This is a genomic window from Streptomyces sp. NPDC001822 (assembly GCF_042892135.1).
GTDB lineage: Bacteria > Actinomycetota > Actinomycetes > Streptomycetales > Streptomycetaceae > Streptomyces.
Genome location: NZ_JBIATW010000011.1, coordinates 147,844 through 159,693 on the forward strand (window position 1 = coordinate 147,844; position 11,850 = coordinate 159,693).

Annotated in this window: 11 protein-coding genes and 1 pseudogene; 7 read left to right on the forward strand and 5 right to left on the reverse strand. The window is 70.3% G+C overall.

Annotated elements, in window-relative coordinates; all coding sequences use genetic code 11:
- Positions 1–52: 52 nt before the first annotated feature.
- Positions 53–1,924 carry a PQQ-binding-like beta-propeller repeat protein gene (locus ACFYY2_RS24555; protein ID WP_388746374.1) on the forward strand — a complete coding sequence of 624 codons (1,872 nt, stop codon included), beginning with the start codon at positions 53–55 and terminating at the stop codon, positions 1,922–1,924.
- Between the two features lie 246 nt (positions 1,925–2,170).
- Positions 2,171–2,863, forward strand: coding sequence for a LuxR C-terminal-related transcriptional regulator (locus ACFYY2_RS24560; RefSeq protein WP_384060034.1), 693 nt, complete (start codon positions 2,171–2,173; stop codon positions 2,861–2,863).
- Positions 2,864–2,916: 53 nt separating this feature from the next.
- On the opposite strand, the gene ACFYY2_RS24565 is transcribed toward ACFYY2_RS24560, so the two are convergent.
- Positions 2,917–3,213: a hypothetical protein gene (locus ACFYY2_RS24565; RefSeq protein ID WP_388746376.1), complete on the reverse strand. Its 297-nt coding sequence runs from the start codon at positions 3,211–3,213 to the stop codon at positions 2,917–2,919.
- 15 nt (positions 3,214–3,228) lie between these two features.
- Complete coding sequence (locus ACFYY2_RS24570; protein ID WP_388746378.1) at positions 3,229–4,899, reverse strand: sodium:solute symporter family protein; 1,671 nt, start codon at positions 4,897–4,899, stop codon at positions 3,229–3,231.
- 239 nt (positions 4,900–5,138) lie between these two features.
- Between ACFYY2_RS24570 and galT the strand changes: the two genes are divergently transcribed.
- From galT to galK, 3 genes are read left to right on the forward strand one after another with little or no spacing between them, the layout of a single operon-like run.
- Complete coding sequence (gene galT / locus ACFYY2_RS24575) at positions 5,139–6,182, forward strand: galactose-1-phosphate uridylyltransferase (protein ID WP_388746380.1); 1,044 nt, start codon at positions 5,139–5,141, stop codon at positions 6,180–6,182.
- Entirely contained in the window at positions 6,179–7,159 is a 981-nt protein-coding gene (gene galE / locus ACFYY2_RS24580; RefSeq protein ID WP_388746382.1) for a UDP-glucose 4-epimerase GalE, read from the forward strand. The genes galT and galE overlap by 4 nt, the downstream gene beginning before the upstream one ends.
- On the forward strand, positions 7,156–8,328 hold the full coding sequence (gene galK / locus ACFYY2_RS24585; protein WP_388746384.1) for a galactokinase: 1,173 nt from the start codon (positions 7,156–7,158) through the stop codon (positions 8,326–8,328). The genes galE and galK overlap by 4 nt, the downstream gene beginning before the upstream one ends.
- Here the strand turns inward: galK and ACFYY2_RS24590 are convergent.
- Positions 8,318–8,755, reverse strand: a pseudogene (locus ACFYY2_RS24590) (GNAT family N-acetyltransferase); the annotation flags it as partial. The gene galK and the pseudogene ACFYY2_RS24590 overlap by 11 nt on opposite strands.
- Positions 8,756–9,025: 270 nt before the next feature.
- Here ACFYY2_RS24590 and ACFYY2_RS24595 point away from each other — a divergent pair.
- The gene (locus ACFYY2_RS24595) at positions 9,026–9,811 is read left to right on the forward strand and encodes a LuxR C-terminal-related transcriptional regulator (RefSeq protein ID WP_388746386.1); all 786 of its coding nucleotides are present in this window, start codon (positions 9,026–9,028) and stop codon (positions 9,809–9,811) included.
- Here the strand turns inward: ACFYY2_RS24595 and ACFYY2_RS24600 are convergent.
- Entirely contained in the window at positions 9,767–10,264 is a 498-nt protein-coding gene (locus tag ACFYY2_RS24600; RefSeq protein ID WP_388746388.1) for a MarR family winged helix-turn-helix transcriptional regulator, read from the reverse strand. The two genes, ACFYY2_RS24595 and ACFYY2_RS24600, sit on opposite strands and share 45 nt — an antisense overlap.
- An 88-nt stretch (positions 10,265–10,352) precedes the next feature.
- Between ACFYY2_RS24600 and ACFYY2_RS24605 the strand changes: the two genes are divergently transcribed.
- Positions 10,353–11,150: a trans-aconitate 2-methyltransferase gene (locus ACFYY2_RS24605; protein ID WP_388746390.1), complete on the forward strand. Its 798-nt coding sequence runs from the start codon at positions 10,353–10,355 to the stop codon at positions 11,148–11,150.
- A 16-nt stretch (positions 11,151–11,166) separates the two neighbouring features.
- Here the strand turns inward: ACFYY2_RS24605 and ACFYY2_RS24610 are convergent, their stop codons facing one another.
- Positions 11,167–11,769 carry a Uma2 family endonuclease gene (locus ACFYY2_RS24610; RefSeq protein WP_388746600.1) on the reverse strand — a complete coding sequence of 201 codons (603 nt, stop codon included), beginning with the start codon at positions 11,767–11,769 and terminating at the stop codon, positions 11,167–11,169.
- Between the last annotated feature and the right edge of the window lie 81 nt (positions 11,770–11,850).

Here is an 11,850-nt window from a genome sequence, read left to right on the forward strand (position 1 = left end):
CCGTCGGCAACCGCAGCCCCTTCCCCACGGACTCCCCTGAGGTACGTACGCCATGACCCAGCCGCCCCAGCCCCCCTCCGAAGAACCGCCCCAGGGCGGGTTCGGTGCCCCGCAGGACCCGCCGCCCGGCGGTTTCGGCGCGCCCTCCCCGCCGCCCTCCGACGGTTTCGCCAAGCAGCCCCCGCCCTCGCCCCCCACGCCGCCGGCCGGTGGCTACGGCAGCCCCCCGCCGCCGCCCGGTGGCTTCGGGACGCCGCAGACACCCCCGCCCGCCGGCGGTTTCGGCGCACCGCAGCCGCCGCAGAACCCCGCCTACGGCTACCCGCAGGCACCGCTCCCGGGGCAGCCGCCGACGCAGCCCGGTTACGGCTTCCCGCAGGGACATCCCGGCGTGCCCCCTCAGCAGGGGTACGGCTACCCGACCGCGCCGATGCACCCGCAGTACGCGGTTCAGCAGCAGGGCGGCGGCAAGAAGTTCAACACCCGTATGCAGATCGTCGTCGCGGCGGTCGTCGCCATCGCGCTGATCGTCGGCGGCGGGGTCATCTACGCCTCCAGCGGCGGTGACGAGGGCGGCAGGAAGGAGGGTCCCGCCTCGGCGGGCCCCGACGGCGGCGAGGGCAAGGGCGGCGACGGCCTGTCCGGCGGCACGGAGAAGGCGCCCTCGGACACGAAGTCCAGGATCGGCTTCCAGCTTCCCCACCCCAAGGTCACGGACACCACGGTCGTAGACGGCTCGTGGATCACCGACAAGGTGTACGTGAAGACCGGCGTGTACGAGGTCGTCGGCTACGACCTGGACAAGGGCACCAAGCTCTGGTCGATCCCCCTGCCCGGGCAGGTCTGCGCCGCCTCGCGGCACATGAGCAAGGACTTCAGGACCGCGATCGCCTTCCAGGAGGGCAAGCCCTCCGCCGCGGACAAGTACCCGTCCTGCAACCAGATCGGGGCGCTCGACCTGGCCGGCGGAAAGCTGATGTGGAACAAGTCAGTCACCTCCGACTCCAACGGTGACGAGCCCATCCGCTTCAACGAGGTCACCCTGAGCGGATCGACGGTGGCGGCCGGCGGCACCAGCGGCGGCGCCGCGTTCAACCTCGCCGACGGTGCCGAGCTCTGGAAGCCGAAGACGGACGTGAACAACTGCTCCGACCGGGGATACGCCGGCGGCGAGGCCCTCGCCGTCGTGCGCAGGTGCGGCAGTTACGACGAGGCGCAGCTGACCATCCAGGCCCTGAACCCGGCGACCGGCGCCCCGCTCTCCTCGTACGCCATGCCGGCCGGCGTGGAGTATGCGAGCATCGTCTCCACCAAGCCGCTCGTCGTCGCGGCCGACGTCGGCGACACCGCCGGTGACGGCAGCGGCATCTCGGACTTCTTCTCCATCGACGCGGCCACCGGCAAGCTCATCGTCAGGATCTCCGCCGACGCGGGCAAGTACGCCGCCGAGTGCGGTTCCACCGAGGTCGAGACGTGCCGTTCGCTGGCCGTCGGCAACAACAGGCTCTACGTGCCGACCGAGGAGCACGAGGGCGGCGGGGAGTACGGCGACACGAACGAGATCGTCGCCTTCGACCTGACCACCGGCAAGCTCGTCGGCGGCAGGGCGGATGCGGGCGACAGCTACACGCTGACCCCGCTGCGCATGGACGGTTCGAACGTCATCGCGTACAAGAAGCCCCCCTACGACAAGGGCGGCCAGATCGTCTCCATCGACGGCTCGACCTTCGAGGAGACGGTGCTGATGGTCAACCCGGACGACGAGGCGGTACGCGACGCGGAGACGAGCTTCTCCAGCGACTACTCCGAGTTCATCTACGAGAAGGGCCGGCTGTTCATCTCCGAGAAGATGATCAGTGAGCCCAGCAAGAACGCGAGCGCGGACGACAAGCAGTACCTCGTCGTGTCCTTCAGCACCGTCTGACAGCACCGCCCGACCCGCCCGGGTCAGCGCTGACGGCCCTGCCGGTTGATCATTCGACCGGCAGGGCCGGTCGTTTTTCGTCCGGCAAGTAGCCCTGAATGACTCAGAATTCGGCATTCTGGGGGGCTTCTGCCCGGTAGAGGGGGCGCGGCGTCGAACAAGCGTGTAACTTGCCGGGTCAGAGGCCGGGGGGCCTGTTCTAGGGCTACACAGCGATACGCGCTGTACACATGGGGGCAGAACTCGATGGGCGTTCGGCTCATGGTGGTCGATGACCACCGTCTGCTGGCCGAGGCACTCGCCTCCGCCTTGAAACTGCGCGGGCACCGGGTGCTCGCGGCGGCGGCGCCGACCGCCGGGGCCGCCGAACTGGTCGTCAGCAGGGCGCCCGAGGTCTGCCTGTTCGGCACGGCGGCGCCCGCCGAACCCGGTGCGTTCGACCCGATCGTGCGGATCGGCCGGGAGCGCCCGCAGGTGGCCGTGGTGGTCCTCGGGCCGGTGCCGAGTCCGCGGGGCATCGCGGCGGCCTTCGCCGCCGGGGCCGCCGGGTACGTCCGCCACGACGAGCGCATAGAGGGCGTGGAACGCGCGATGATCAAGGCCCGTGCGGGGGAGGCCGCGGTCGCCCCGCAGTTGCTGCGCGGTGCGTTCGCCGAGCTGCTCCACCCCGCGGTCCAGCCGGACGACGAGGGCCAGCGGCTGCTGCGGATGCTCACCCCGCGCGAGGTCGAGGTGCTGGTGCGGGTCGCCGAGGGCGAGGACACGCGGCTGATCGCGGCCGGGATGGGGATCGCGCCGAGCACCGCGCGGACCCATGTGCAGCGGGTGCTGATGAAGCTGGGCGTCGGGTCCCGGCTGGAGGCCGCGGCGCTCGCGGCGCGCACGGGGCTGCTGGACCGGGCGGCGGGGACGCCGCAGGGGCCGGACGGCCTCGCGTGATCGCGTGACGGTCCGGCCCCTGCGCGGTGCGGGCCGGGTCTGCGGCCCGACGGTCAGTTCTCCGGGGTGCCGGGGGTCTCGTCCGGCACCTGCGTGGGACGCAGCTTCATCCAGATGAGGAAGAACAGGCCGAGCGCCAGCATGGCCAGGCCGGTCCAGAGGTTGATGTGCACGCCCTCGGCCTTCTTCAGGTCGGCCTCCGACGGGCTGATGCCGGCGATGGTGACGATCACTCCGTAGATCACGAAGAGGCCGCCGATGATCCGCCGGATGTCGAAGAGCCGGGCCGCGGTCGCGGACGTGCGCTCCAGCTCGGAGACTTCCTTGTGTGCTTCGTGTGCGTCGGACATGGTGAGTGCCTCCGATCAGAGCGAGTAGGGCAGGTAGCACAGGGCGGCGAGGACGAGGGCGCCCCAGCCGAGCAGTGCGGGCTTGCGGTACCAGGCGTCGTCGCCCGCCTCGGGAGCCTCGTCGGCGTCTGGGGACTCCGTTCCGTAGACCAGACCGGCCAGTTCGGCCTCGGGCTTGGGAGCGGTGAAGAGGGTGACGGCGACCATGACGACCGCGCCGGCGACGAATCCGACGATCGCGGAGACGAAGTTGGCTCCCTGGTCGGACGGGATGTCGATGATGCCCTGCTTGTAGATGACGAAGTAGTTGACCATCGCGGCCGTGGTGCCTGCCAGCAGGCCCCAGACGCCGGACTTCATCGAGGCGCGCTTCCAGAACATGCCGATGATGAAGACGACGAAGAGCGGGACGTTGAAGAACGAGAACAGCGTCTGCAGGTACGTCATGATGTTGGAGAAGCTGGCGGCGATGAACGCGGTGCCGATCGAGGCCAGCACACCCACCGCTGTGATCAGCCGTCCGAAGCGCAGGTAGTACGCGTCGGGCTGGTCCTTCTTGACGTACCGCTGCCAGATGTCCGTGGTGAACACCGTGTTGAACGACGACACGTTGGCGGCCATGCCGGCCATGAACGCGGCGAGCAGACCGGTCACCGCGATGCCGAGCACACCGTTGGGCAGGAGCTCCTGCATGAGCAGCGGGATGGCGTCGTTGTACGTGAGGTCGGAGCCGGGCGTCCCGATCTTCGGCACCAGCACGGCCGCGACGAGACCCGGGATCATCACGGCGAAGACGATGAAGATCTTCGGGAAGGCGGCGATCAGCGGGGTGCGCTGGGCGGCCGAGAGGTTCTTCGCGGACAGGGCGCGCTGCACCTCGGCGAAGTTGGTGGTCCAGTAGCCGAAGGAGAGGACGAAGCCCAGGCCGAGGATGATCGTCAGCCAGTTGGCGCCCAGCGGGTTGGCGTCACCGATGCCGGTGCCGCCCCAGGCGGTCATGAAGTCCGCGCCGTGCTGCTTCTCCAGGGAGCCGCTCAGCCCGTCCCAGCCGCCGACGCGCTTGAGGCCCAGCAGGGTCAGCGGGATCAGCGCCGCGAGGATGACGAAGAACTGCAGCACCTCGTTGTAGATCGCGGAGGAGAGGCCGCCGATGGTGATGTAGACGAGGACGAAGAGCCCCGCGACGACGATCGCCACCCACTGCGGCCAGCCCAGGAGCGCCTCCACGACGATCGACAGGGCGTAGAGGTTCACGCCCGCGATCAGGATCGCCGAGAAGGCGAAGAGTATGGAGCTCAGCAGGTGCGCCGACTTGTCGAAGCGGTGCAGCAGGAACTCCGGTACGGAGCGGACCTTCGACCGGTAGTAGAAGGGCATCATCACCAGGCCGAGGAAGACCATGGCGGGGATGGCGCCGATCCAGTACCAGTGGACGACCGCGACGCCGTACTGCGCGCCGGTCGCCGCCATGCCGAGGATCTCGGTGGCGCCGAGATTCGCCGCGACGAAGGCCAGACCCGTCACCCAGGCGGGCAGTGACCGGCCGGACAGGAAGAAGTCGAGGCTCGTCTTCACGCTGGCCCGGGCGGCGAAGCCGATGCCGAGCACCACGACGAAGTAGATCGCCAGGATTGTGTAGTCGAGCCCGTTCGTGGGGAGTCGGAGCCCTTCGGCCAGATAGTGCATGGGGGGTTACTCGCTTCGTTGCGCGAACTGAACCCGTCGGAACCTACGCCCATGTGTTCAGAAAATGAACAGTTTGGTTGCCGTTCTTTGTTTGATCGTGATCGGAAGAGGTGAAATGCCCCGTTTGAGCCCCGCGTGAACGCGGTTCATTCACACGTTCTGGAGACATTGACGGAGCATGTTTACTTGTGATTAGTTATGTGCGGTTCTGTTTAGAGGGCGTTACATGGAGGAGCCTGGTGAAGAAGACGGTTACGACCCTCGCCGACGGCCGTGAGCTGATCTACTACGACTCCGCGGACGACACCGTCCGCGACGCCGTCGACCCGCGGCCGCTGGACCCCGTGTCGACGTCCTCCGAGATCCGCCGCGATCCGCTCCTCGGCGACTCGGTGGCCATCGCCTCGCACCGGCAGGGACGCACCTACCACCCGCCGGCGGACGAGTGCCCGCTCTGCCCCTCGCGCGACGGCCGGCACAGCGAGATCCCCGACACCGACTACGACGTCGCCGTGTTCGAGAACCGCTTCCCCTCCCTCGCCGGTGACTCCGGCCGCTGCGAGGTCGTCTGCTTCACCTCCGACCACGACGTGTCCTTCGCCGGCCTCACCGAGGACCAGGCGGCCCTCGTCCTCGACGCCTGGACCGACCGGACCGCCGACCTCGCCGAGCTCCCCCAGGTCGCCCAGGTCTTCTGCTTCGAGAACCGGGGCGCCGAGATCGGTGTGACCCTCGGCCACCCGCACGGCCAGATCTACGGCTACCCCTTCGTCACCCCGCGCACCGAGCTGATGCTGCGCTCGGTCCGGAGCCACCGCGCCGAGACCGGCCGCAACCTCTTCGACGACGTCGTCGCACGGGAGCTGGCCGACGGGGACCGCGTCGTCCTGGAGAGCGAGCACTGGGTCGCCTTCGTGCCGTACGCCGCGCACTGGCCCTACGAGGTCCACCTCCACCCGCGCCGCCGCGTCCCCGACCTGCGGGAACTCGACGAGGGCGCGCGCACGGAGTTCCCACAGGTCTATCTGGAACTCCTGAGGCGGTTCGACCGGATCTTCGGGCCCGGGGAGCCGCCGACCCCGTACATCTCGGCCTGGCACCAGGCACCCTTCCGGGCCCCGGACCGCGAGGAGTTCGGGCTGCATCTCGAACTTTTCACCATCCGGCGGACCTCCGGCAAACTGAAGTTCCTCGCGGGCTCGGAGTCCGGCATGAGCGTGTTCATCAACGACGTGCCGCCGGAGGCCGCGGCCCAGCGACTGCGAGAGGTAGCGAGCGAGTGAGCAGCACCGGCAAGAAGTACCTGGTGACGGGCGGGGCGGGATACGTCGGCAGTGTCGTGACGGCGCACCTGCTGGAGGCGGGGCACGCCGTCACCGTCCTCGACGACCTGTCGACCGGCTTCCGGGAGGGCGTCCCCGAGGGCGCGGAGTTCATCGAGGGCCGCATTCAGGACGCCGCCAAGTGGCTGGACCCCTCCTACGACGGAGTCCTGCACTTCGCCGCGTTCTCCCAGGTCGGCGAGTCCGTCGTCGATCCCGAGAAGTACTGGGTCAACAACGTCGGCGGGACCACCGCCCTGCTCGCCGCCATGCGCGACGCGGGCGTGCGCACGCTCGTCTTCTCCTCCACTGCCGCGACCTACGGCGAGCCCGTCTCCAGCCCCATCACGGAGACCGACCCGACCGCCCCCACCAACCCCTACGGCGCCTCCAAGCTCGCCGTGGACCACATGATCAGCGGTGAGGCCCGGGCCCACGGGCTGGCCGCCGTCTCCCTCCGGTACTTCAACGTCGCCGGTGCCCACGGCAGTTGCGGCGAACGCCACGACCCGGAGTCGCACCTCATCCCACTGGTGCTCCAGGTCGCCCTCGGCCGGCGCGAGTCGATCTCCGTGTACGGCGACGACTACCCGACCCCGGACGGCACCTGCGTACGCGACTACATCCACGTCGCCGACCTCGCCGAGGCCCACCTGCTGGCCCTGGGAGCGGCTACCGCGGGCGAGCACCTCATCTGCAACCTCGGCAACGGCAACGGTTTCTCCGTGCGCGAGGTCATCGAGACCGTCCGCAAGGTGACCGGCCACCCGGTCCCCGAGACCCCCGCGCCCCGGCGCGCCGGCGACCCGGCCGTCCTGGTCGCCTCCGCCGCCACCGCCAGGGAGCGGCTCGGCTGGCAGCCGTCGCGCGCCGACCTGGCCGCCATCGTCGCCGACGCGTGGACGTTCGCCCGCCGAGAGGAACCCACCGCACCATGACCGACAACGCCGAGCTGACGGCCTCCTTCGCCGAGCTGTACGGGACCGCACCCGACGGTGTCTGGGCGGCACCCGGACGAGTGAACCTGATCGGTGAGTACACCGACTTCAACGGCGGCTTCGTCATGCCGCTCGCCCTCCCGCACCACGCCCGCGCCGCGGTCGCCCGCCGCACCGACGGACGGCTGCGCCTGCACTCCACCGACGTGCCGGGCGGAGTCGTCTCCCTGCGCGTCGAGGAACTGGCCCCGCACTCCGGTCACGGCTGGGCCGCCTACCCGGCCGGTGTGGTCTGGGCGCTGCGCGAGGCCGGGCACCGGATCACCGGCGCGGACATCCAGCTCACCTCCACCGTCCCGGTCGGCGCGGGCCTGTCCTCGTCGGCGGCCCTGGAGGTCGTCACGGCCCTCGCCCTCAACGACCTGTTCGAACTCGGCCTGAGCGCACCGGAGATCGCGGTGCTCGGCCAGCGCGCCGAGAACGACTTCGTCGGCGTGCCCTGCGGAGTCATGGACCAGATGGCCTCGGCCTGCTGCACCGAGGGGCACGCGCTGCACCTCGACACGCGCGACCTCGGCATGCGTCAGGTCCCCTTCGACCTGACCGCGCACGGCCTCCAGCTGCTGGTCGTCGACACCCGCGTCAAGCACGCCCTCGGCGACGGGGCCTACGCGGAACGCCGGGCCGGTTGCGAGGCGGGTGCCCGGGCACTGGGCATCGAGACCCTTCGCGACCTGCCCTTCGAGGACCTGGACGCCGCGCTCGCCACCCTGGCGGCAGGCGAGGACGAGTCGGTCGTGCGCTACGTCCGCCACGTCGTCAGCGACAACCACCGGGTGGAGCAGGTCATCGCGCTGCTCGACGCCGGGGACGTGCGCGCGGCGGGACCGGTGCTCAACGCGGGCCACGTATCGCTCCGCGACGACCTGCGGGTCTCCTGCCCGGAGCTGGACCTCGTCGTCTCCTCGGCGAACGCGGCCGGCGCGCTCGGGGCCCGGATGACCGGAGGTGGCTTCGGCGGCTCCGCGATCGTGCTGGTGGAGGAGGCGATGGCGGACACCGTCGCCAAGGCGGTGTCGGAGGCCTTCACCTCGGCCGGCTACGCCACCCCCGGAATCTTCCCCGCCGTTCCTTCGGCGGGGGCCCGGCGGGTCGCTCCAGCTGCTTGACCAGGATGAACTCGGCGACGCCGGGCGGGTAGTCGGGGATCTCCCCGACCACCTCGTACCCCTGCTTCCGGTAGAACGCGGGGGCCTGGAAGTCCCAGGTCTCCAGCCGGGAGCGGGTGCACGCCCGGTCGTCGCGGGCCAGGCGTTCCGCCTCGGCGAGCAGCTGCGAGCCGAGGCCGAGGCCGCGGTGGCGGCCGTCCACCCACAGCAGGTCCACGTGGAGCCAGTAGGCCCAGGTCCGTCCGCTCAGTCCGCCGGCCAGGCCTCCCTCCTCGTCCAGGAGCCAGACCTCCAGGGGCACTTCGTGTTCGGCGGGGGTCGTGTGCAGGGCACGCAGTTCCGGTGAGCCGTCCCAGTTGTCGTCGTGCAGCCGACGGCCCAGCAGAACGCGACGTTCCTTGTCTACTTCTGTCTCAAGACGGAACATGAATCACACCCTAAACACCTTGAGCGATCAGTTCCGCGAATCTCCTACCGCCGCCCACCGCCCCCCGTACGCTGATGCTCAGCACCGGTGGGGGCCGGTGTCGTTTCAGGGGACGAGACGGTCGGATGCGACGCCCGGGGCGGGTGGCGGCCGGCACACGGCGGCGGCCGTGCGCCGAAGGCCACCGGAGTGTTCCGGGCGCCGCATCCGAAGCGGTCCGTCCCCGTCGGGGCCGGCCATGGACGGGGGCGCCCCAGGAGCTCACACAGCATGGGGGTGTCTGTGGCGCGTATCCGGGTTCTGGTGGTCGACGACCACCGCATCTTTGCCGAGTCCCTCGCCGCGGCGCTCGCGGCGGAGCCGGACGTCGACGTGTCGGCGGCGGGCAGTGGTCCCGCCGCACTGCGCTGTCTGGAACGCGCGGCCGCGGAAGGCCGCCGTTACGACGTGATGCTGGTCGACGCCGAGCTGGGCATACTCGCTCCGGGCGGCGTCCGGACGATCCCCGCTCCGCGCGCCGAGGGCGACGCAGGCGGTGGTGACGGCATATCGCTCGTTGGCGGGGTCCGCTCGACCCATCCGCACATCCGCACGGTGGTGCTCGCCGAGAAGGACGACCCGCGCCGCGCCGCGGCGGCACTGCAGGCGGGTGCGTCCGGCTGGGTCGCCAAGGACTGTTCTCTGCAGCGTCTGCTGACGGTCATCCGGGGCGTGCTGCGGGACGAGACGCATCTGCCGGCCGCGCTGCTGACCGGTGTCCTGCGGGAACTCACCGCGGAGCGCAAGCACCGGACCGAGTCCGAACAGCTCGTGGAGTCGCTGACGCCGCGCGAGCGCGAGGTGCTGCGCTGCATGGTGGCCGGCCTGGGGCGCAAGGCCGTCGCGGAGCGGCTCTTCCTCTCCCCGCACACGGTGCGCACGCACATGCAGAACGTGCTGGGGAAGCTCGGGGTGCACTCGACCCTCGCCGCGGTGGCTCTGGCGAGGCGGGCCGGGGTCGGCCCGGCGGCCCTAACCGGGGATGTTGTCGAACGGGGCGGTCAACTGGCGCAGTAGTCCGGCCAGTTCGGACCGCTGCCGACGGGAGAGCTCGCCCAGGATCGCCCGCTCCTGGTCGAGCAGCCCGGCCAGCGACTGGTCCGCCTTGTCGCGGCCCCGGTCGGTGAGCCGGACGAGGACACCGCGCCGGTCGCTGGGGTCCGGCAGCCGCTCCACGAGGTTCTTCTTGGTCAGCCGGTCGATGCGGTTCGTCATCGTGCCCGAGGTGACCAGGGTCTGGGTGAGGAGCTGACCGGGGGAGAGCTGGTACGGCGCACCCGCGCGGCGCAGCGAGGTCAGGACGTCGAATTCCCAGGGCTCCAGCTGGTGCTCGGCGAAGGCGATCCTGCGGGCCCGGTCCAGGTGACGGGCCAGGCGTGAGACGCGGCTCAGCACCTCGAGCGGTTCCACGTCGAGGTCCGGGCGCTCGCGGCGCCATGCAGCGACCAGTCGGTCGACCTCGTCCTCCATGTCGATCAGTGTAGAGGGTCCCTCGACATGAAGTCTCTTGAATTCAAGTGTCTTGACATCAAGAGATTGAGCTTGTGATCCTGGCACCATGACCTCGCCGACCTGGGACCCGAGCCAGTACCTCCGGCACGCCGACCACCGCACCCGCCCCTTCCACGACCTCCTGGCCCGCGTCGGACCCCTGCCGCACGAACCCGCACCCCGCATCGCCGACCTCGGGTGCGGCGCCGGCAACGTCACCGCACTTCTCGCCGCACGCTGGCCCGGCGCCCGCGTCACCGGCTACGACAGCTCGCCCCACATGCTCGAACGCGCCCGCGCCCACACCGGCCCCCTCCTCGACTTCGCCGAAGCCGACGCCGCCACCTGGGAGCCCGCCGAGACCTACGACCTCATCGTCTCCAACGCCCTGCTCCAGTGGGTGCCCGGCCACACCGCCCGCTTCCCCCACTGGCTCGGCGCCCTCGCCCCCGGCGGCACCCTCGCCTTCCAGGTCCCCGGCAACTTCGACGCCCCGAGCCACACCCTCATGCGCGAACTCGCCGGATCCCCGCGCTGGGCCGGCCGCCTCGGCGGCCTCCTGCGCCACGCCGACGCCGTACTCACCCCCACGGACTACCTCGGACACCTCACCGCACCCGGCCGCACCGTCGACGTCTGGGAGACCACCTACCTGCACCTGCTCCAGGGCGAGGACGCCGTCCTCGACTGGGTGAAGGGCACCGGCCTGCGCCCCCTCCTCGACGCCCTCGCCGACGACCCCGAGGCCCACGACACCTTCCTCGGCGAATACCGCGACCTGCTGCGCACCGCCTACCCGGCCGGCCCGCACGGCACGGTCTTCCCGTTCCGCCGGATCTTCGCCGTCGCCCGCACCGCCGGGTGAGTGACCCGGCAGGACGTCAGAGGGCGTCCAGGGCCTCCGCCGAGATGTCGAGGTCGACGGAGAACGGGACCCCTGTCTTGAGCCGGTCGTGATGGATTCCGGTCAGGGCGTACGCCTTCGTCACCGGATCCAGCTCGTACACCCGCACCGCCGGGTGCTGGTCGCTTCCGGCCATCTCGACCAGCCAGAAGTGTTCGATTCCGGCGGTCGCGTACTTGTTCGGCTTGGTCTCGCGGTCGCGGGCCTCGGAGTCGGGCGAGACCACCTCGACGGCGAGGAGGACGTCGGCGGCCTGGAAACGGGTCTGCTCGAGACCGGTGGCGGCTGAGGCACGCACAACGGATACATCGGGTTCCGGGCCGTTGCGCCGGTCCAGCACCACCGTCATCTCACGTTCGACCTTCAGGTCCTTCGGAACGCTGCTGCGCAGCCCGTTCACCAGCAGGTCAATGGTCTTGGAATGGAAGCGGCGCTGCGGACTCGCGAAGATCAGGCTCCCGTCGAGCAATTCCGTGTGCGGCGGGAGATCGGGCAACGTGAACAGGTCGTCCACGGTGTATCCGTCCTGCGGGGGCACCGGCCAGCGGGAACTGTGCGCGGTGGTCGGCTCGGCGGTCATGGTTCCTCCCATGGACGGGATTCTGTGCCCTGCCGACCACACTACGGCCGGCAATCCACAGGCGTCATCACAACGGGTGAC

Coding starts and splice junctions, on each gene's coding strand:
- ACFYY2_RS24555 (WP_388746374.1), top strand. CDS start 53: ATGACCCAGCCGCCCCAGCCCCCCTCCGAAGAACCGCCCCAGGGCGGG.
- ACFYY2_RS24560 (WP_384060034.1), top strand. CDS start 2,171: ATGGGCGTTCGGCTCATGGTGGTCGATGACCACCGTCTGCTGGCCGAG.
- ACFYY2_RS24565 (WP_388746376.1), bottom strand. CDS start 3,213: ATGTCCGACGCACACGAAGCACACAAGGAAGTCTCCGAGCTGGAGCGC.
- ACFYY2_RS24570 (WP_388746378.1), bottom strand. CDS start 4,899: ATGCACTATCTGGCCGAAGGGCTCCGACTCCCCACGAACGGGCTCGAC.
- galK (WP_388746384.1), top strand. CDS start 7,156: ATGACCGACAACGCCGAGCTGACGGCCTCCTTCGCCGAGCTGTACGGG.
- ACFYY2_RS24595 (WP_388746386.1), top strand. CDS start 9,026: ATGGGGGTGTCTGTGGCGCGTATCCGGGTTCTGGTGGTCGACGACCAC.
- ACFYY2_RS24600 (WP_388746388.1), bottom strand. CDS start 10,264: ATGGAGGACGAGGTCGACCGACTGGTCGCTGCATGGCGCCGCGAGCGC.
- ACFYY2_RS24605 (WP_388746390.1), top strand. CDS start 10,353: ATGACCTCGCCGACCTGGGACCCGAGCCAGTACCTCCGGCACGCCGAC.
- ACFYY2_RS24610 (WP_388746600.1), bottom strand. CDS start 11,769: ATGACCGCCGAGCCGACCACCGCGCACAGTTCCCGCTGGCCGGTGCCC.